The organism is Halomonas sp. GT, assembly GCF_002082565.1.
Taxonomy (GTDB): Bacteria; Pseudomonadota; Gammaproteobacteria; order Pseudomonadales; family Halomonadaceae; genus Vreelandella.
Map to the genome: position 1 here is coordinate 3,628,701 of NZ_CP020562.1, position 20,986 is coordinate 3,649,686.

Consider the following 20,986-nt stretch of genomic DNA (forward strand, 5'->3'; position numbering starts at 1 on the left):
CCTTAAAGATTCTGGAATTGGCGCGCTTTGTACGTCTCATAGCGTTCGCGTGCCGTATTCACTTCGGCGCGTTCGGAAACCTCTGGCACCGCCACGTCCCACCAGGCACCACCGTCTTGGGTATCGGTCGAGCCATCGGTATCGATAGCAATCACGTAACTACGGTCAGCGGCCTTGGCACGCTCAAGTGCTTGTTCTAATTCCTGGATATTGCCGACCTGCTCGCTGAGTGCGCCCAGTGCGGCCGCATGCGCTGCGAAGTCTGTCTTGGGGGCGCCTTCGTCAACGCTCAAGCAATCCTCCAGCATGTTGTTAAAGCCGGGCCCACCGCAGAACTGCTGCAGACGATGGATACAGCCATAGCCGCGGTTATCCAGCACCACGGCGATGATCTTGTGACCCAACATGACGGAGGTGGCGATTTCCGAGTTGAGCATCAGGTAAGAGCCATCGCCCACCATCACAAACACTTCGGAGTCGGGTTTAGCCATCTTGACACCAACACCGCCAGCTAACTCGTAGCCCATGCAGGAGTAGCCGTACTCCATGTGATAACCGCGATCAAATCGCGTGCGCCAGAGTTTTTGCAGCTCACCCGGCAAGCCACCCGCCGCGCACACCACGATGTCGCGCTCGCCTGCCGCGCGGTTAACAGCGCCGACCACTTCTGCATCGCAGGGTAGATTGGTTCCTCGGTCGGTGGTCACCTTATCGACGGTCTGGTTCCAATCAGCGCGAAGTCCAGCGGCTTGCTCAATCCAGCTATCCTCTGGCTGCCAACCCTTGAGCTCAGTAATCAGCTCCTCAAGGGTCAGCTTGGCATCGCCTACCAGCGCCTGCCCCTTGTGCTTAACCGCATCGAAAGAGGCCACATTGATGCTTAGCAGCTTGGCATTCGGGTTAATCATGGCGCGCGAGCCAGAGGCGAAATCCCCCAGCCGGGTACCAACGGCAATAATCAGATCCGCCTCGGCCGCCAAGGCATTGGCAGCCGCGCCGCCGGTGACGCCAATTGTGCCGACGTTCTGGGTGTGATCCCACGGTAGCACCCCTTTGCCCGCCTGGGTCTCTCCGACAGGTAGCTGGTAGCGAGAAACCCACGCATCAAGGGCGGTTATAGCCCCTGAGTAGTGCACGCCGCCCCCTGCCACCACCAGTGGCTTTTTAGCCTGGCAGATAAGCTGAACCGCACTCTCCAACTCATGGCGATCTGCTGGCTGGCGACGCAGCCGGTGTACTTTCTCGGCAAAGAAGTGCTCGGGATAATCAAAGGCGAACGTTTGGATATCCTGAGGCAGCGCCAGCGTAACCGGCCCGCACTCTACCGGATCTGTTAGTACTCGCACCGCTTGGGGCAGGGATGTGAGCAACTGCTCGGGGCGGGTAATACGGTCAAAAAAGCGGCTGACCGGTTTGAAACAATCATTAGAGGTCAGCGTGTGATCGTGAAAGTTTTCCACCTGTTGAAGAACCGGGTCAGGCATGCGCGTGGCAAACGTATCTCCAGGCAGAAATAGCACCGGCAGGCGATTGACATGCGCCACCGCCGCCGCTGTCACCATATTGGTAGCGCCAGGGCCAGCAGAGGCAGTGCAGGCCATTACCTGCTGACGGTTTAGCGTCTTGGAGTAGGCAATGGCGGCGTGGGCCATCCCTTGCTCGTTATGAGCGCGATAGGTGGGGAGTTGCTCCCGCGCCTGATAGAGCGCTTCGCCCAACCCGGCGACATTACCGTGACCAAAAATGGCCCAAACTCCCGGAAAGAGCGGTTTAATCTCGCCCTCAATGTCTACTTTCTGGGCCAGCATATAGCGCACGACCGCTTGCGCCATGGTGAGTCGAATCGTGTTCATAGCCTTGTCACTCTTGTCATAAACTGGAATGCACTTGTCATAAAATGGACGCTAGGCTGCGCGCTGGCGCATCTGCCAGGCATCAACCAGGGTCATATAATTGGCCAGCACCGCTTCAATTAGCTGCTCATCGTTATAATCGCCACGCAACCAGCGGCGGCTTGGCTCACCAAAGATGGTGCGACCAACGGCAAAGCCTTTACACACATCGACGCCAGCACTATCCATTAACCCTTTTTTAAGCTCATCCAACGGTGCATCCAAGCCCAGCATCACGACACCGCGGCAGTAAGGGGCACGGGCTTTAAGTAGCCTGGCAATACGCTGCCAGCCGTCTGGCGTTTGCGGTGGGAGTTTCCACCAATCGGGCTGCACGCCCAGATTGTAAAAACGCTGCATCGCATTGATGAACATATCGTTATCAGCAGACAGGTCTCGCGGCGGGATAATTTCCAGCAATAATTCATTGCCCGACTCAGAACAGGCGCGGTAAAGCTCCATCACTTGTCTTTCCTGCGCGCGCCGCAAAGCGGCCTGATCTTCGGGATGATAGAAAACAAGGCACTTAACAATATGTTCCTTGGGCCACTGTTGAAGACGTGACCCAATACTGCGCCCGCCTTCCAGCTCGATGGGCCGGGAGCTAGGCAGCTCCACCGGTCGGGCGATCCACCAGCCTCGCCCGGTGACATCGTTAAGCGCATCCTGACCGTAGGTATCGTCGATCAATACCCCCACGTGGCTGTTGCCCAATTGCTCGCTACCACGCTCTGTCGCTTTCACCAGCAGCTGCTTCAAGTAGGGAATCCTTGCAACATCAGCTCCCTCTTCGCGAGCCATGTCGAAGAGCTGTTTGCGGTGATCGAACGCCATAATGCAGAGATCATCCCACTGCTGTGGGTTGCGCTGGGTGGTCACGCGGTGCAGATAGTTAAGCCGAGCATCCAGATCGGGGCGGGCAATGGACTCAGCTCTGGAGAGGTAATCGTCAAGCTCTTCGGCACTGGGGATCGCTGGCGCGCAGCCGTGGCGGGAGACCACCAGAGCACCACAAGCGTTGGCATATGCGCAGCTGCGTTCATGAGGCTCATTACGCAGCCAGCCTCGCAAGAAGCCGCTCATAAAGGCATCGCCTGCACCCAATACATTCAGTACATCGACGCGTACCCCAGTGTGCACCACGAAGTCTTCTTCGCTATCGGGGATAACCCCGTCGAGCACCGTACACCCCTGAGCCCCCAGTTTGAGCACGATGATGGCATCCGTGAGTTCGCGAATACGCTTCAGTGCGGTAAGAGTATCGGTACTGTTGCCCGCGATATGCACCTCTTCTTCGGTGCCTACCACTAAATCGAGGTCGGGAAGGATGGTCTGTAAATGGCGACTCACCCCTTCATCGGAAATAAACCGGGTTTCACCATCGCCCAGCGTAGTCAGCCCCCACAGCACCGGACGGTAGTCGATATCCAGAATGACCTTTGTACCTGCCGCTTTGGCGTACTCGATCGCCGTTTTGCTGGTCTTGTAGGTTTGTTCGGTAGAGAAGTGCGTGCCGGTAATCAGTAGCGCGTTACTAGAGGCTATAAATTCGGGCTCGAAGTCACCACTGTCGACGGCCATATCGGCACAGTCATTGCGATAGAAGATCAGCGGAAACGTATCGCGATCTTTAATACCGAGCACCACCATTCCCGTTAGCCGCTCTTTATCCGTGACCACGTGACTGGTATCAACGCCAGCACGGGCCAGCTCTTCACGTACGAAGCGGCCCATATGTTCATCACCCACGCGGGTCAGCATCGCTGTTTTCAGCCCCATGCGAGCCGTTCCATAGGCGATATTGCCCGAAGAGCCCCCCAGGTACTTGGCAAAACTGCTCATATCCTCCAAACGGCTACCCACTTGGTTGCCGTATAAATCAACAGCCGCTCGACCGAGGCAGATTAGATCCAGTGTCTTGGTCTTATTCATGGCATCACATCCTACGTGTAGCCAGTCCCTAACCCAGCGTCACTTGTAAAGAGAAGCAGCGTTGCCGTGGATTTTCAGGAATAGGCATTGTTATTAGCGTGTGTTCGACTCAATATAGAATTTATATTCCAAATAATCAACATTTGAAACTTTCAATCCGTAATGCTTTGGTTGTACATTCGACAAAATATGACGTCTCAAAAAAAATGGCTCCGTGCAGAGCAGCGGAGCCGTGTATGAGGAGATTGAACCGTTAGGCGTAGAACGCCGGTCGCTCTGGCATCTCAATTTGTTCGATACCGCCGCTTTCCTGTGCTTTCACACACACATCGCCCGCGATGGCGGCCGCATAGCCGTCCCAGGATGAGGGCCCCTTCAATTCACCAGTGGCTACGCCATCAATGAAGGCTTGCAACTCGACATCAAATGCCTCACCGAAACGTTTTTTCCAATCCATGAGAATCTCATTGGAGCGCTGGCCAGCCTGGCGCAGCTGCAGTGATTGAGGTTCTGGCAGTCGGGCAATACCCTCTTCACCCACAACGTCACATTGAATGTCATAACCGTACTTGCAGTTCACAAACACTTCGACGTCAATTCGCACGCCTTTGACGGTCTCAAGCAGCACGATCTGAGGGTCTTCAACCTTGCTGTGAGCATGGCGCGTCTTGCGGGGGAAGAGTACCTGAGCACTTTTGTAATCATCGTCCAGCAACCAGCGGAACGTATCCAATTCATGAATCAGCGTATCGTGAATCGCCATGGGGGTAATGTAACGCTCCGGCACGTCCGGGTTGCGATGTGCAGCATGAACAATCAGAGGCTCACCTAGACGATTGCTATCAATTGCATCCTTCATCAACCGGTAACCGCTGTCGTAGCGGCGCATAAACCCGACTTGAACAAGTCGCTTATCGGCCTTTATTTCCGCAGCAATGATATGGCGACAGCCCTCAGCGGTGGTCGCCAAAGGTTTCTCGCAAAAGACCGGCTTACCAGCTTTAATAGCGGCCAACACATACTCTTCGTGGGTAGGGCCCCATGAAGTAACCATCACCGCATCAACATTGTCGGCGCTAATCAGCGCCTGACCATCTTCATAAACCTGCGCTTCGACGCACAACTGTTCCACCACTGCACGGGCTTGATCGAGGTTAACGTCAGTGACCGCGACAATCTGGCCGCCGGTCAGCTGCTGGGTAATACGGCGTGCATGCTCTTCACCAATCATGCCGGTGCCAATAATTCCAATGTTGACAGACATTGTTGTTTTCCTTGTTATTTCCAGTATTTGTCGACGTAGCGCTGAATCTCGCCACGCATAAAACGATTGGAGGCTTCAGCTCGCTCTTCCCAACCGAATACACAGCTGGAGAGCACACCATCAAAGCCAATTTCGTGCAGGGTTTTGAAGAAAACGTCCCAGTCTATTTCTCCCTCCCCCATATCCAGGTGCTGATGGACTCGGGCAGTAGAACCAGGGGGGTTAACGATATAGCGCAACTCCGAAGAAGCTTTGTGGTTAAACGTATCAGCGACACGGGCGTGAACTAACTCACCCTTGGTGGCACGGATGGTGGTCGCCAAGTCGTCACCGTAAAAAAAGCTATGGGGGGCAATATAGGAGCTTTTAATAGCAGGTGAGTTAATGGTTTTAATGATTTCCACCGCCGGCTCCATTGTCTCAATCCAGTCTTCAGGATGAGGCTCAATGCTCAGCGTTAATCCTTCGCGCTCAAGAATGGGTACCAATACATCCATCGAGCGCCAAAAGGCGTTTTCGCACGCTTCCGGAGTATGGAGCCCTGCTCGGTCTGCCTGAGAACGCTCCACTGAACCGCCGCGCCCAAATTCGGAAATCAGCAGTGGATTATCAAGCTCTACCGCCACTTCGATAATTCTTTTCCAGTTATCCATGGCCATTTCCCATTCATCGCGATAGGGGCTAGACCATCGATACATCGGCTGCATGGTGGCAAGGCCAACATCATGCTCTTTCATGGCTTTTTTAAATGACCTAATAGCATCAGGATAAGCACGTGGCCGGGTCCACCACACCATGAAATCGGGGCGGGGAGACAGTTCTATATAGTCGTAACCAAGCTCTTTAGTGAGCCGACAAATTTCTGGCAGTGAGAGGTGCCGGTGCATGTGCGGATCGAGGGCGATTTTCATTAAATTCTCCTTGTCTTTATTATTGCGCTTGCAGCGCGATAACAGAGCCAGCGCTAGCCCAGCTGATGCTGAATAAATGCCATACTGTCTCGCAGTGCTGCCACTGGATTTTTCTGCTGATGTACCGATGCGGCAAAAGGCTCAAAAGAGACATACCCGTTGTAGCCACCGCTTAACAAACGCTTAAGTTGTCCTACGTTATCGAGACGATCTTGAGTGCTTACTAGCACGCGATGCTCATCTAACATACCTTCAAAGGTGACATCGGGATCTTCAAGTCCAGAGATATGTACCAACCCTGTCATATCAGCAAAAACATCAGACTCACTGGCGCCTTGATGATGGAAAGTGTCGTGTACTAGTGAAAAACGCGATGACAGGTTAAGTGCATGGATGACCTCTATCGCTTCGCCTTTAGCCCGCAACGAGGAGATGGGGAATCCAAGGGGCTCAACAAACCCCTGTAGGTCGTAACGACCCAATACTTTATCCAATGCCGTTAGCGCTTGCTCCAGGCAAGCCTTACGCTCTTCGGCACTGGCTCGGCTCTCGGCGTCTACTAGCGGACAGAGTACAAGCCCTCGCCCACCCGCCGCATGAACCCACTGAGCCAGCGTTTCTGCCTGCCTCTCCCTCTCTTCATTCCAGATATTGAAGGGGTAAAGCGCGTTAATGCTCAAAACCTCAATGCCTAATTCTCGTGCTCGCTGACCAGCACTGCTTGCAGTATCAAGATCAACGATACTGTTGCCACCCACGTCGTTGCGCAATTCTACTGCACCTACGCCCATTTCAGCGGCGGATTCGATAAGCTGCTGAGGCGTCCAGCGCGGGTTAACCATATGATTCAGCGCGAATTTAATAGAGTTTTGCGCCATGAAAATCTCCAATAGAATGGTTTGGTTGTTTTTCTTAAATAGGACAAAAACGAGCTCAGCTGTAGGACTAGCCAAGCAATGATGACCAACGTTAAAACGAGGATAGAACATACATTCCAAACAAACAACATACAGAATATTCGATTCTTTTATTGTTTGGCATCAACTCAAGCCATTGGTAATAAAATCAATAGTTTATTGTTTTTATTACGCTAATCCTAGACCACACATTCGACCAAAGCAGTACCGTTAAGCTCAAAAATTCTCTTATATGAATTTGTGATGATTTACTTGGTGCTATCGAAAAGCATTTATAGAATTTATATTCCCATTTAACTACGCTATGAATCACATATACGATGACAACATTAAATGTGACTAGCAGGCGCCCTATGAGCCAAGTACCACAAAGTTTTACAACACTAGAAGAGCAGATCACCGCTGATTACCCTACTCTTAGCCGACGTTTGCAGCAGACAGCTCGGTTTCTTTTAGATCATCCTCAAGAGGTGGCTTTCGCGACGGTTGCTCAGTTGGCTCAACAAGCTGGGGTGACGCCCTCAACGCTCATTCGGTTTTCTAATAGCTTTGGGTTTTCAGGCTTCTCAGAGATGCAGCAGCTGTTTCGTGCCCGTCTGTTTGATGAATTACCCAATTACAACGAACGCATCCGAGCAGTACGCACAGCCACAGGTGAAACACCGGACAGCACTCAACTGCTATGGGAATTTGCCAGTGCCAATCAAGAAGTACTCCAACAGCTCCCTGATCGGATCAACCCTGATCACCTGGAGAATGCGTTGGATATTTTCGAAAAAGCTCAAGCCATTCATTTAATGGGCGCACGCCGCAGTTTTGTGGTCGCTAGCTATATGACCTATGCCCTTCACCACATAGAGAAACCCGCATTTCTTATGAACGGTATTGGCGGTATGTACAGCGAGCAGGTAAAAGCGGTGGCTACTCATGACGCACTGCTAGTTATCAGCTTCGCCCCTTATGCTCAAGAATCCCGCGATGTCGCGGAGGAGGCTCACCGAAGAGGCATCCCACTAGTGGTTTTGACAGACTCAAGTCTCAGCCCACTAGTGCGCTTGTCTGACGTAGCACTGATAGTGCACGAAGCGGAAGTAAAGAGTTTTCGCGGACTGACCGCCTCGCTTTGTCTTACTCAGACACTTGCTATTTCACTCGGCGTTCGCCAGGACAAAGCGTTGGATCTGAAAAAAAAGCCGCAATCAACCTGACCCGCCTTAATCACTACCGCTATCGATACCGACCACTCCCCGTTCTCCCACTTTAAGAGTGCCTGCTTAGCCAGATGCAGCAGGCCTGTCAGTCCTCGAAGCTCTCTCTTCCTTGGCTTTTTCACCACGGCTACACAGCGGAAATATTTAGCTTTTTTAGGATTCGATCACTCTCTTGGCGAAAGAAACAAGTATTCCATTTATACCAAAGTATGGAATTAATATTTTGCTTTTGTCGAAAATAGAATCTAAATTCCATACATAGGGTATGCGCACTCTTAATTGCCGCATCCGAAATGGTGATCACAATCACAACAATAATACTCAGGAGAATACCTATGAAACGCCTTCTACTTGGCGCCGCTCTCGCAGCCACTTGCACCACTGCTATGGCTCAATCTATCGGCGTCTCCGTCGCTTGGTTCGATGACAATTTTCTAACCTCCATGCGCCAAGCGATGGCAGCTGAAGCTGAAGCCCAGGGTTACGAGATTCAGTTTTTAGATGCTCAAGGCGATATTGGCCGTCAACTTAGCCAAGTACAAAGCCTTGCCGCTCAAGGAGTGGATGCCATCATTATTAACCCCGTCGATACTGCAGCCACATCGCGCATGACTGGAGAAGCCGTACTGCAGAGCATTCCACTAGTGTATGTAAACCGCGAGCCGGAAGGAAACGACTTGGAACAGGACGGTGTCGTCTTCGTCGGTTCGGATCAGAAGGTGTCTGGTGAGATGCAGATGAGAGCGCTGGCCGAGCAACTCAACGGAGAAGGCAACGTTGCCATCATGCTGGGAGAACTTTCTTCAGGTGCCACTCACCAACGGACCGAAGGGGTCAAGGAAGTCGCAGCAGAGTACCCTGGCATCGAGATCATCGCCGAGCAACCCGCCGATTATCAGCGCACTAAAGCCATTGACCTGATGACCAACTGGGTAGTGGGTGGCCAAGAGATCAATGCCATTGCTGCCAATAATGACGAAATGGCCATTGGTGCCCTCAACGCCATGCGTCAATTGGGCATCAGCCCTGACGACATCATCGTCGGCGGCATCGATGCAACTCGCGATGCGATTGAGTCCATGCAAAGCGGTGAACTGGCCGTCACCGTCTTCCAGGATCCGGTCGGCCAGGGCGGCGGGGCGGTGAAAGCAGCCATCGATCTAGCCGAAGGCAATGAGGTCGAGAAAACCACCATGGTGCCTTTCCAACTGGTTACCCCCGAAACGCTTGAAGAATTTCTTGCCAATCAATAAGGCGTTCGGCTCGCCTAACGGCGAGCCAGCCTTGATGTTTCAGGAGAAACCAGCATGGCGTCAATGACCGCAGAAGACCTGACTCCCGATAGCGCCGAATTCATTCTTGAAGTAGCCGATGTCCGCAAGGCATTTCCCGGGGTAGTAGCACTGGATAACGTCCAACTGAAAGTTCGTCCGGGTAGCGTTCATGCCCTAATGGGTGAAAATGGTGCAGGCAAGTCGACCCTGATGAAGATCATCGCCGGCGTCTATATTCCCGACCAAGGCGAAGTTCGCTTAAAGGGCCAGCCGTTGGCGCTACAGGGCCCGTTGGACGCACTGGAAGCCGGGATTGCCATGATCCATCAGGAACTTAACCTGATGCCATTTATGACCATCGCCGAAAACATTTGGATTCGTCGTGAGCCTCTCAGTGCGTTTGGCATGATTAACCACGACAAAATGAACCAGATGACCGAGGCGCTTTTTGAGCGCCTTGGCATCGACATGGATCCAGAAATGGAGGTGCGAAAGCTCACCGTCGCGGGCCGCCAGATGATTGAGATTGCTAAGGCAGTCTCCTTCGACTCCGAAGTGTTGATCATGGACGAGCCCACCTCGTCTCTTGCCGACAGGGAGGTGGAACACCTGTTCCGGATTATTAACGACCTGCGCGCCCAGGGCAAAGGCATCATTTACATCACTCACAAGATGGATGAGGTGTTCGAGATTGCCGATGATATTTCGATTTTTCGTGATGGCCAGTTTATCCACTCCGCTGCGGCAAGCGACATAACATCTAATGAAATTATTAAGCTGATGGTCGGACGTGAAGTCACTCAAATGTTTCCCAAAGAAGAGGTGCCGATCGGTGATGTAGTGCTATCGGTAGAAAGCCTTTGCTTGGAAGGCGTATTTGAGAATATTAGTTTTGAGGTGCGTGCAGGCGAAATTCTCGGCTTCGCAGGCCTGGTGGGATCAGGTCGCACTAATATCGCCGAAACGCTATTTGGAGTAACGCCTCCCACATCAGGCAGCATTTCCATTGATGGTAAAAAAGAAATTATCAGTTCTCCCCATCAGGCCATGCTTCGCGGACTAGCGCTACTTACCGAGGATCGCAAGGAAACCGGCTTATTCCTCGGCCTTTCGGTCATCGAAAACATGGAACTGGCGGTGCTGCGTGATGGCTATACCCGAGCCACCTTCGTTGAACAGAATCGCCTCGACCATGAGTGTGATTCGATGAAGGAGAGCTTGCGAGTCAAAACCCCTTCTATGGAAGAGCGTATCGGCAATCTTTCTGGAGGCAACCAGCAGAAAGTACTGATTGGCCGCTGGCTTTTGACTAAGCCACGTATCCTCATTCTCGACGAACCTACTCGTGGTATCGACGTAGGAGCCAAGGCTGAAATTCACAAGCTGATCACCGAACTGGTCAAGCAAGGCGTAGCAGTCATCATGATCTCTTCCGAACTGCCGGAGGTGCTGGGTATGAGTGACCGAATCATGGTGATGCATCAAGGCAGAGTGACAGGGTTTCTGAATCGAAGTGAAGCTAATCAAATCAATATCATGGAGCTTGCCTCATCACCGGTGGAAATGCCGGTTATCGAGGACTGACCTTCCCGGTTACGGGCATTAATGAGGTAGAAAACAATGAACAATACAGTTGAAACCACCGATCAACTGGAGGTGGTCAAGAAGCGTAAAAAGAAGATTCCTACCGAGGTGAGCATCTTCTTAGTGTTGGTCGGCATCGCACTTCTTTTCGAGGTTCTGGGATGGGTCGTGCGCGGTGACTCCTTCTTGATGAATCCGCAACGCTTACTAATCATGATTCTACAGATGTCGATTATCGGCATCATCGCCATCGGTGTTACCCAAGTGATTATCACCGGCGGCATCGATCTCTCATCGGGGTCAGTACTCGCCCTAACGGCGATGGTAACCGCCAGTTTTGCTCAACAGTCAGACTATCTCCGCGCTGTCTACCCAGCACTCACCGATCTACCATGGATATTACCCTTATTGGCCGGGCTCTTGATCGGTGCATTGGCAGGCTTGATCAATGGCGCCTTAATAGCTTTTGCCATGATTCCCCCCTTCATCGCCACCTTGGGCATGATGGTGAGTGCACGGGGTATGGCTCGCGCTTATACCGATGGCCAGCCGGTGAGCATGCTTACCGATCAATTCACTTGGATTGGCTCAGGGGCCAACCCTGTGATCATCTTCCTGGCGGTAGCAGTGCTCTTCCATATCGCGCTGAAGTACACCCGCTATGGCAAATACACTTACGCCATCGGTGCCAACCCTCAGGCAGCTCGCGTCTCTGGCATCAATGTTCGTCGGCACCTCATTATGGTCTATGCCATTGCTGGCCTACTGGCGGGCCTGGCCGGGGTTGTGGCATCTGCTCGTGCAGGTACAGGCCAAGCGGGTATGGGCCTAATGTACGAGCTAGATGCCATAGCCGCAGCAGTGATCGGAGGGACGAGTTTAGCGGGTGGTGTCGGGCGTATTGCAGGCACTGTGATAGGTGCACTGATTCTTGGGGTAATGCTCAGTGGCTTCACCTTTTTGGGGGTCGATGCTTACTACCAGGACATCGTCAAGGGAGCCATCATCATTGCAGCCGTGGTCATCGATCAATATCGCCAACGCCGTCGCTTAAAAACCGCCTGAGAGCAGCCCACCATTGCATTTAAGGGGTATCAAAGATGCCCCATCTCATCCTTGCATCAGCGTTATTCAAGAACTTCAGCTCATTATTAGTGATAAACATAAAATACAACAACCATAAAAAGGAAAACTTAACATGCCTGTAGCCCAATATAAAAAACTCTTGCTAATAGCGGCTATCTCAATGGGAATGACTACATCGACGATGGCAGCTGTAACTTATGAAGATGAGCGAGGCTCGCTAAGTTTTGGGGGCGATGTAGAGCTAGATATTAATGCCTATAACGAGCATGAAGGGGGCGTTTCTCTTTTTCGAAGCCAATTAGGTGAGCCCCTCGATCGCGATGATCGCTTCAATCAAGATGGGCGAATACTGTTAGATATTAGTGGTGAGCGCCATCACCAAGGAAACTTTGCACGGTTCAAGTTACAGCCGCTCTGGGGTACCAGTGGTAATGCAGGTTTGGATGACGCTTGGCTAGCGGTTGGTAGTGAGCGAGGAACCGAGATTAAAGTGGGTCGCTTCGAAGCCTTTGATTTATTCCCGCTGGGGCATGATATTTTTATTCAGTACAGCGGAACGACTTCGGATAGCCTCTACAGTGACGGCCAGAGCTATGTCTATCAGGCCCGTGAAGGGCGAGGGCGCGGTGATTCAGGGCAGATTGTGCTCAGCCATCGTTTTGGTAATGACTTCTACGCTGAAGTCGCCACACTGATGGGCGATCGGTCGGGCCTTTTTGATGGCGATACGTACCATGGCTACCGCATTGATGATGATACTAAGAGTGCCGCTATCGTTCGCCCGGTCATTGCTTGGCAGCCTGGCGACTGGTCATTTGCGCTGGGTATGGAGACCAATGTGGTCAGCGACTCGGTAGTTGACGAGCGGGGAGCCGATATTGGCGACCGTACGGGTTATGGTGCCACAGCCTCTTACAATGGAGGTGGTTTAATCGTCAATTTCAGTTTGGCCCATCTAGAGGCTCACGAAGAGAGCAATAGCTCCATTGGAGTAAATACCATCTGGAACAATATTGGTCTGGGATATATTTATGCGCGCAACCAGATTGATAAGGTAAATCCCAACATCGACGTCGACCAAGACATGTTAACCCCCGCAGGGCGCAATGAGTCGAATACGGTTTATACGTCCTACCGCTTTGCCAATGTGCTGGGGTTGAATGACTTCGATACTTATATCGGGGCTTACTACAGCTACGTTGATCATGAGAATGATATGAATAGCAGCGATACTGATCGCTACGGTGCTCGAATCCGCTTGAAATACTTCTTCTAACCAGTTCGAACGTTCGCTCTGTTCTGATCTTCGCGCCCAGCTATTGGGCGCTTTTTACTTTTTACACTGATGATTGAATGGCTAATGGTTTACCTCACCATATAAAACTAAAAATTCCAAAATTAAGTATCTGTGGAATTTTAATTCCACAGGTATTAAACTCTTGAGTATTGTTACTAAGATCCGTGCCGGATGCTCTTTTGAGCAGTGTCATCCCGGCAACATCAAACGCAGTGGATTACCCTAAAAGAGGAGTGCAGGCATGTCATCACTACTGGTACGCCCTACCGCCCCAGATGCCCAAGGCACCGTGATTGACGTTACCCCAGAATCCGCTGGCTGGACGCATGTTGGCTTTCGGGTGCATAAACTCGCCAAGGGCCAGCGCCTGGAGGCCAGCAGTGATAACCAGGAAGTCTGCTTGGTGCTGCTCACCGGGCAGGCCACAGTGACCTGCGGCGAGCACCGCTTTGAAGACATCGGCAAACGCATGGATATCTTTGAGCAGATCCCTCCCTACGCGGTTTATCTGCCTGACCATGTTAGCTACGCGGTGGAAGCGACCACGGACTTAGAGCTAGCGGTGTGCGCTGCCCCTGGGCATGGCAATCACGCCCCAAGGCTGATTTCCCCCGACGACATCAAGCAGAGCACCCGTGGCCAGGGCACTAATACCCGCCATGTTCACGATATTTTGCCGGAAACCGAGCCCGCCGATAGCCTGCTAGTGGTTGAGGTATTCACACCTGCGGGTAACTGGTCTAGCTACCCGCCACATAAACACGATGTGGATAACTTACCCCACGAATCATACCTGGAAGAGACCTACTACCACCGGATTAACCCTGAACAAGGGTTCGCATTTCAGCGGGTTTACACGGATGACCGAAGCCTTGATGAAACCATGGCGGTGGAAAATGGTTGCTGTGTGTTGGTTCCCAAAGGCTACCACCCTGTGGGCGCCTCTCATGGCTACTCGCTCTACTACTTAAATGTCATGGCGGGGCCTAAGCGGGTGTGGAAATTTCAAAACGACCCCGACCATGAGTGGTTAATGAACGCTTAACAGGGCAATACTTCGCCCGCTAACATTTAACCAATGCTATGATATTGCGCCCCGCCTGTGCGGGGCTTTTTTATGTTGCCCGTTCCCCCTATTGATAGAGGTCCACATGCTCCCCGATTACTCTGTCATCGCGTGGGTGTTGATCGTATTTTCTGTTTACCTGACCGGCGTTTCAAAAGGCGGCTTTGCAGGCGGTTTTGGTACGCTTTCGGTACCGCTGATGGCACTGGCGATTAGCCCTACCCAAGCAGCAGGCTTGTTACTGCCCCTCTTGCTAGTCATGGATGTATTTGCGCTAAAAGCATGGTGGGGAAAGCAGGCAAACGCCGAGGTGTGGCGGTTTGTGCCGGGGTTAGTCATTGGCGTGACGGTTGGCACACTGCTGTTTGGAAGTTTAAGTGATGAAGGCGTGCGATTGGTGCTAGGCGTGATCTCTGTGGTGTTTGCGGTGTATATGTTGCTGAAGCCTGTCGCGAAGAAGCCGATTTCCACCCGCTGGGCGCTGCCTGCCGCCAGCGTTTGTGGGTTTACCAGCTTTATTGCCCATGCAGGTGCACCGCCGCTGAACATTTACTTGATGCCACGCAAACTCTCTAAAGAGACCTTTATAGCCACCTGCACGGTCATTTATGCGGTAGTGAATGTCATCAAGCTCGGCCCGTATATGTGGCTTGGCGAAGTCAACGTAACAAGCGCTTGGGCCTCGCTGCTGTTGGTACCGGTAGCCTGGATCGGCGTGCGCAACGGGCTGTGGCTGCAAAGCCGCGTCAACGAAGCACTGTTTTACCGACTTGTGATTCTGGCCATGTTCTTGGTGGGAATCAACTTAGTTTGGCAAGCGGTAGGTTAGTGCGTGCTTACAGTGCTACCAGCAGAAGCCCACTCAACATGATCAGTGTGCCAGCGGCTTTTGCCGTAGAAGCGGGCTCTTTTAGCCACAGCACGCCCATTAATACACCTACAGGAATGGAGAGCTGGCGTAGCGCCACGACGTAACTCACTTCGTCGGTTAGTGCGAGGGCCATTAGTACCAAGCCATAAGTGCAGGTCATCATCAGCCCTGTGACGACCAGCATCACTAGCCCTTGCTGGCGGATGGCGGGCAACCGGCGACGTTCCGTGGGTAGCAGCATCAGCAGCGGAATCGCCCAGGTTAAGGTCATCAATGCCTGTAGCACCATAAACACCGCGCCTGCGGTTAAACTGCTATGGCCTACTATCTGCATCAACGCCAATGCCTGCTTATCTATCAGCGAATAGCCCACGGTGCCAGCTGCTGCCAATAGTGCAAACCCCATGGCTGGTGTTAAATAGGTAGCTAGCCTACGCGCCTCTGGGTGGCTTAGCGGCAGGCAGAGCGCCCCCGCCACCACCAAGGCCATGCCAATGCCATCCCCCACATCCAGCGCGCGGTTACCGAGCAGCGCAATGGATACGAGCGGTACAAGCACCACCGGCAGCGCCCGTGCGATGGGATAAAGAACGCTGACCTCCCCACGCGCATAAGCCCAGGCTAAGCCACCCATATAGAGCATTTGGCACAATCCAGAAAGCGCCAACCATCCCCAGAATGTGTTGGGTAGCGCCGCCAACGATGGCCCAAGCCACACCAACGGCAACAACAGCACACCGCCAGCCCCGTAAGCCAAGGCAAAAAAAGCCAGCGACGGTGCATTACGCTTACCCAACACGTTCCACCCAGCATGCATACACACCGAAAACAGCACTAACGCTAAGGCGGCTGGGCTCAAGGCCGCTCTCCTCGCTGTAATCGGGCATTAATGGCATCCACAACGCTTGGCAGTTCGGCGATGGTGGCAATGCTGTAGTGTGGTTTTGAGGGGGCAAATTGAGCGGCTACGCGCTCGTGGGCTGCACGGCGTTCGCTATCGCTCAGTACTTGATACTGATCATAACGAAGCCCCAAGGCATTGCCTGAACAGGTGAGGGCGACCGTCCACATTCCAGCACGGCGCCCTTCTAGAATGCCGGGTGTGGTGTCATCTACTTTGATGCAGGCAGCGACATCGCTAATACCTAAGGCAATCACATTGGCTAGCGCCTGGGCGGGGTGCGGTCGGCCATTGGGCACCTCATCGGTGGCTACCACGTGATCCACCTTCAGACCATTATCGACGGCTAGCGCCACCACCTTTTCCATCACCACGGCTGGATAGCCAGAGCAGGAACCTATTTTCAGCCCCTGCCCTCGCAACCAAGTGAGCGTATCAAGCGCCCCAGGAATCACCGCCGAGTGATCGGCAATTTTGGCGATCTGCAGTGGCATAAAGCGTTCATAAAGCGCCGTCACATCGGCATCAGTCGGCAGGTGGCCAACTGCCAGGAGAAAGCGCTCGGCTATCTCAGCCTGATTGCACAGCGTGCGGATATGATCCCATTTACCCATGCCCATCGGGCCGCGGGCTTCTTCTAGGCTGATCGCTATACCCAGTTCGGCAAAGGCTTCGACAAATATCTGCGTCGGTGCGAAGGAGCCAAAATCGACCAGCGTGCCCGCCCAGTCACAAATCACTGCCTGAAGGCATTGAGGAGATTGATAGTGCATCAGGCACTCCTTGATTCAGTGAAGAGAGAAACACCCATATTCGTTAGGGTGTCTTGAATAACGCTGAGTAATTGTTCAATCACCGCCGCATCCAATTGGCCAATGCAGCCGATGCGAAAGCTTTCAACGTCGGTTAATTTGCCCGGGTAGATCAAAAAGCCACGAGCCTTCAGCGCCGCATAGAACGTCTTAAATTCAAACGCAGGGTCGGTAGGGCTCAAAAAGGTGGTGATGATCGGCGATAACCATTTATCTTCTAAAAGCGTGCTGAAGCCTAACGCTCGCATGCCTTTTACCAGCATATCACGATTGTGGGTATAACGTGCGCAGCGCCCCGGTACGCCGCCCTCTTCCCGGTGCTGAGCAAGCGCCGCTTGGAAGGCCACCACCGTATGCGTGGGCGGGGTAAAGCGCCACTGGCCAGTGCGTTCCATGTAGTCCCACTGGGCGTGTAAATCCAGGCTCAGCGAGTGGGCACACCCCTTACCAGCAGCAAGTAGCGTCTGGCGAATGATCACAAAACCAAAGCCCGGTACGCCTTCGATGCACTTATTGGCTGATGAAATCAGCACATCAATAGGCGTTTTTGTCAGACTGATCGGTATGCCTCCAAACGAGCTCATGGCGTCCACGATCAGCGTTTTCCCGTGGGCACGCACCACCTCAGCGATGGCTTCTAGCGGGTTCAAAATGCCAGAGCTGGTTTCGCAGTGAACTAGAAACACCGCGGTAATGTCAGCATCTTGCTGTAGCAGTTCCTCCACTTCGTCGGGGTGCGGCGGTAAGTAGTCCCCTTTGTCCAACGTCACATAACGGCGGCCCATCATATCGAGCAGTTGAGCAGCCCGCTTGCCGTAAGCGCCATTCATTAACACCAACACCTTGCCGTTGGGGTTGGTTGCGCAGGCCAGCGCACTTTCAACGGCGAACGTGCCGCTGCCTTGCATCGGCACGCAGGCATAGGCGTCGCTTGCCGCCTCGGCCATGGCAAGCAGTTGCGCACGCACGTCCGCAGTCACACGGTTAAAGTCGTCATCCCAGGAGCCCCAGTCACGCAACATGGCTGCTTTGGTCGCGTGGGAGGTGGTTAGTGGCCCTGGGGTTAAGAGGTAAGGCACTTGTGAATGATTCATCATTTTGGTCTATACCAGATTATAAGCACACATTGGCCGCTGGCGTAGCGGGCTGTTTAGCCCGCCTGGCGCCAACGCTGAGCGTTGTTTAAGAGAACGTGGGTAAGCGCAGTGTGGAGCAGTTTAACCACCAGCGAGGTCAGGAAAATCAGCACAGCCATGGCCGCGGCGCTAGCAAAATAGCCCGCCTCATCCAGATGCAGCACCGCCACTGAAGCAAGCCGCGTATCGCTGTTATAGAGGAACACCACCGCAGACACTGTCGTCATCGCATTGACGAACAGGTAGACAGAAATATCCAGCACGGCAGGTAGAGATACCGGCAATGTCACGCGGCTAAATGTGGTCCAGAACGGTACTTTTAACGAGGCCCCCACGGCTTCAAACTCCGGATCGAGCTGTTTCAGCGCGGTGACAGAAGTAAGGTGACACACCGTATAAAAATGCACTAGCGTGTTGAGAACCAGAATCGCCATAGTCCCGTAAAGCCAGTTAAGGGGGTTACCTGCCTGGTTGAAAAAGAAGATATAAGCCAGGCCCAGCACCATACCCGGCACCGCCATGGGGAGCATGGCCATAAAATGCAGGCCTTGGCGCAGTGGGCGATAGCCTTCACTTTTTTCAATCAGCCACGCATTAAAGAAAATAACCAGTGTACCCACTAACGCGACGCTAAATGCCAGTTTGAGGGAGTTAAACCAAGCACCCCAGCCACCGCCTGCTAAGCCTTGGAAGGTGTAATGCTGCAGTGTGAACGACAGGTTATAAGGCCAAAACTGTATGAGCGAGGCATACACCGCGGTACCAATGACCAGCAGAATAACGCCCGCGACCGAATAACACAGCAGCGCAAACGTCCAGTCTCTCAGCGGGTTAGGCGTTGGTCGCCATGGCACTGCTCGGGCCGAAAGCTGAGCCACTTGGCGTTTCTGTATCCAACGGTCGACGATAAACGATAGCACTGCAGGCATCAGTAGAATAACGCTAACCACCGCGCCCATTTGGAAGTTCTGCTGCCCCACCACTTGGCGATACACATCGGTGGCGAGCACGCTGAATTGGCCGCCAATAATTTTCGGCACACCAAAGTCGGTAATGGCCAGCGTAAAGACCACGAACAGGCATGAAATCAGCCCGTAGCGCACCCCGGGCAGCGTAATCGTCAAAAACGTACGCCACTTCGGCGTGCCCAGTGCTTCTGCTGCTTCATAGAGGCGTGCATCGCTATTGGTCAGCGCAGTGGTTAGCAGCATGAGCGCATGGGGGAAAATCCAGAAACTCATGCCCATCACAATGCCAATCGGCCCATAAATCGAATGTCCAGCCAGCACGTCGTTCAGAAACCCCTGGTTACCAAACAGATACACCAAGCTAATGGCGGGTAGCAACGAAGGCGCCAAAATGGGCAAAATCGCCAACATTCGAAAGAGCCGCTTACCTGGCATACAGGTACGGGTAATGCCGTAGGCGCATAAAAAGGCGAGCCCAGCGACGACCACCGTCGTGGTGAACGCAACGCGCAATGAATTGGCAATCGAATTGACCAGCGCTGGCGTTTGAAAATACTGCACAAAGTTAGCTAGCCCAATAAAGTCGCCACTGCGGTCTTGCAGGCTTTTTACCAACATCGCAAATAGCGGAAACAGCAGGCCGAACACTAGCAGCGCCACGCCCGCTAGCAGCACGATCAGGCGTATCAATGCTTCCAGCGAAGGCGTTGATGCAGGCGCTGAAAATATATTCGCCTTCATGACTGGTTGCTCCCTGCCGGATATAAACGGGCAGCATCGGCAGGCAAATGGATACCCAAGGTTTGCCCTAGCCGTAATCCTAGCGTGGCGCTATCACGGCTGGGAACATCAGCCAGTAACCATTGCTCGGTACTGTTAAGTCGCAGTGATACCCGCTGAAACGCACCCAAAAACTCAATACCTATGACATCACCCCTCAGCCCAGTGGTGCTGGCACTAAGCGCGACTGCTTCGGGGCGAATGGCTAGTTGAGCTGCTTGGTCTTTCGCGTAAGTATGCGGCAAACAAGGGCATGAAATAGTGCCTAGCAGCGCGTGGTTATTCGCCTGGGCGGTCACCTCTAGAAAATTCATGGTGCCGATAAATGACGCCACAAAAGCGCTGGCGGGCTGGTGGTAAATCTCGGCAGGCGTACCCACTTGTTCGATCACCCCGTGATTCATCACCACGATACGATCAGCCATGGTGAGCGCTTCTTCTTGATCGTGGGTCACCATAATGGTGGTCACGCCAAGGCGCGCCTGTAGGGCTTTGATCTGATGTCGCAAATGGCCGCGCACCCTCGCATCCAGCGCGGAGAGGGGTTCATCCAGCAGTAACAAGCCGGGTTCAGTCGCCAGCGCTCGTGCCAACGCAACCCGCTGCTGCTGCCCGCCAGAAAGCGCGGCAGGATACTTATGTTCGCTACCGCTAAGATCCACCAGTGCAAGCAACTCCGCCACGCGGGCATCAATCGTCGCTCGATCACTGCGACGGTTGCGTAACCCGTAGGCAACGTTATCGAACACGGTCAGATTGGGAAACAGCGCATAAGATTGGAACACGATGCCAAAATCCCGCGCCTGCGGGGGCAGTGTGGAAATATCTTTGCCACGCTGAATTAAGCTACCTGCTGTTTGCTGAGCTAGGCCTGCAATAGTGCGCAACAGGGTTGTTTTGCCACAGCCAGAAGGCCCTAAAAAGCATACAAACTCGCCTTCCTGTATCTGTAGCGCAATATTGTCCAGAGCGGTAAAGCTACCGAAGCGCTTGGTGACGCCATCGATGCTTAGGTGCGCAGAGGGTAAGTGGGGTTTCGCCGCCGAGTGAGCCGTCAGCGGCGATGTCAGTGTGGTCTGCATAA

General features: G+C 53.1%; 17 protein-coding genes. 7 read left to right on the top strand and 10 right to left on the bottom strand.

Annotated elements, in window-relative coordinates; genetic code table 11:
• Positions 1–2 precede the first annotated feature (2 nt).
• The 5 genes from iolD to B6A39_RS16495 all read right to left on the bottom strand — a co-directional run bounded on the left by iolD (position 3) and on the right by B6A39_RS16495 (position 6,877).
• Positions 3–1,853 carry a 3D-(3,5/4)-trihydroxycyclohexane-1,2-dione acylhydrolase (decyclizing) gene (gene iolD / locus B6A39_RS16475; protein ID WP_083007368.1) on the bottom strand — a complete coding sequence of 617 codons (1,851 nt, stop codon included), beginning with the start codon at positions 1,851–1,853 and terminating at the stop codon, positions 3–5.
• Positions 1,854–1,904: 51 nt separating this feature from the next.
• On the bottom strand, positions 1,905–3,824 hold the full coding sequence (locus B6A39_RS16480; RefSeq protein ID WP_083007370.1) for a bifunctional 5-dehydro-2-deoxygluconokinase/5-dehydro-2-deoxyphosphogluconate aldolase: 1,920 nt from the start codon (positions 3,822–3,824) through the stop codon (positions 1,905–1,907).
• A 253-nt stretch (positions 3,825–4,077) separates the two neighbouring features.
• Entirely contained in the window at positions 4,078–5,088 is a 1,011-nt protein-coding gene (locus B6A39_RS16485; RefSeq protein ID WP_083007372.1) for a Gfo/Idh/MocA family protein, read from the bottom strand.
• 14 nt (positions 5,089–5,102) lie between these two features.
• On the bottom strand, positions 5,103–5,999 hold the full coding sequence (locus B6A39_RS16490; RefSeq protein ID WP_083007373.1) for a sugar phosphate isomerase/epimerase family protein: 897 nt from the start codon (positions 5,997–5,999) through the stop codon (positions 5,103–5,105).
• A 53-nt stretch (positions 6,000–6,052) separates the two neighbouring features.
• Positions 6,053–6,877 (bottom strand): TIM barrel protein, encoded by an 825-nt coding sequence (locus B6A39_RS16495; RefSeq protein WP_083007375.1) that lies wholly within the window; start codon positions 6,875–6,877, stop codon positions 6,053–6,055.
• Between the two features lie 392 nt (positions 6,878–7,269).
• On the opposite strand from B6A39_RS16495, the gene B6A39_RS16500 reads away from it, so the two are divergent.
• The 7 genes from B6A39_RS16500 to B6A39_RS16530 all read left to right on the top strand — a co-directional run bounded on the left by B6A39_RS16500 (position 7,270) and on the right by B6A39_RS16530 (position 15,263).
• Positions 7,270–8,124: a MurR/RpiR family transcriptional regulator gene (locus tag B6A39_RS16500; protein WP_083007377.1), complete on the top strand. Its 855-nt coding sequence runs from the start codon at positions 7,270–7,272 to the stop codon at positions 8,122–8,124.
• A 338-nt stretch (positions 8,125–8,462) separates the two neighbouring features.
• On the top strand, positions 8,463–9,380 hold the full coding sequence (locus tag B6A39_RS16505) for a substrate-binding domain-containing protein (RefSeq protein WP_083007378.1): 918 nt from the start codon (positions 8,463–8,465) through the stop codon (positions 9,378–9,380).
• Between the two features lie 54 nt (positions 9,381–9,434).
• Positions 9,435–10,985, top strand: a complete 1,551-nt coding sequence (locus tag B6A39_RS16510) for a sugar ABC transporter ATP-binding protein (RefSeq protein ID WP_083007380.1) — start codon at positions 9,435–9,437, stop codon at positions 10,983–10,985.
• Positions 10,986–11,021: 36 nt separating this feature from the next.
• The gene (locus B6A39_RS16515) at positions 11,022–12,050 is read left to right on the top strand and encodes an ABC transporter permease (RefSeq protein ID WP_083007381.1); all 1,029 of its coding nucleotides are present in this window, start codon (positions 11,022–11,024) and stop codon (positions 12,048–12,050) included.
• Positions 12,051–12,183: 133 nt separating this feature from the next.
• The gene (locus B6A39_RS16520; protein WP_083007383.1) at positions 12,184–13,347 is read left to right on the top strand and encodes a carbohydrate porin; all 1,164 of its coding nucleotides are present in this window, start codon (positions 12,184–12,186) and stop codon (positions 13,345–13,347) included.
• A 262-nt stretch (positions 13,348–13,609) separates the two neighbouring features.
• Complete coding sequence (gene iolB, locus B6A39_RS16525; RefSeq protein WP_083007385.1) at positions 13,610–14,413, top strand: 5-deoxy-glucuronate isomerase; 804 nt, start codon at positions 13,610–13,612, stop codon at positions 14,411–14,413.
• Positions 14,414–14,519: 106 nt separating this feature from the next.
• Complete coding sequence (locus B6A39_RS16530) at positions 14,520–15,263, top strand: sulfite exporter TauE/SafE family protein (protein WP_083007386.1); 744 nt, start codon at positions 14,520–14,522, stop codon at positions 15,261–15,263.
• A 7-nt stretch (positions 15,264–15,270) separates the two neighbouring features.
• On the opposite strand, the gene B6A39_RS16535 is transcribed toward B6A39_RS16530, so the two are convergent.
• The 5 genes from B6A39_RS16535 to B6A39_RS16555 are packed head-to-tail and all read right to left on the bottom strand — an operon-like array spanning position 15,271 to position 20,984.
• Positions 15,271–16,164, bottom strand: a complete 894-nt coding sequence (locus B6A39_RS16535; RefSeq protein WP_009722964.1) for an EamA family transporter — start codon at positions 16,162–16,164, stop codon at positions 15,271–15,273.
• Entirely contained in the window at positions 16,161–16,979 is an 819-nt protein-coding gene (gene phnX, locus B6A39_RS16540; protein WP_083007388.1) for a phosphonoacetaldehyde hydrolase, read from the bottom strand. The genes B6A39_RS16535 and phnX overlap by 4 nt, the downstream gene beginning before the upstream one ends.
• Positions 16,979–18,115 carry a 2-aminoethylphosphonate--pyruvate transaminase gene (locus tag B6A39_RS16545; RefSeq protein ID WP_083007390.1) on the bottom strand — a complete coding sequence of 379 codons (1,137 nt, stop codon included), beginning with the start codon at positions 18,113–18,115 and terminating at the stop codon, positions 16,979–16,981. The genes phnX and B6A39_RS16545 overlap by 1 nt, the downstream gene beginning before the upstream one ends.
• Positions 18,116–18,168: 53 nt before the next feature.
• Positions 18,169–19,863 (bottom strand): putative 2-aminoethylphosphonate ABC transporter permease subunit, encoded by a 1,695-nt coding sequence (locus tag B6A39_RS16550; RefSeq protein WP_083007391.1) that lies wholly within the window; start codon positions 19,861–19,863, stop codon positions 18,169–18,171.
• Positions 19,860–20,984 carry a putative 2-aminoethylphosphonate ABC transporter ATP-binding protein gene (locus tag B6A39_RS16555; RefSeq protein WP_083007393.1) on the bottom strand — a complete coding sequence of 375 codons (1,125 nt, stop codon included), beginning with the start codon at positions 20,982–20,984 and terminating at the stop codon, positions 19,860–19,862. The genes B6A39_RS16550 and B6A39_RS16555 overlap by 4 nt, the downstream gene beginning before the upstream one ends.
• Positions 20,985–20,986 lie beyond the last annotated feature (2 nt).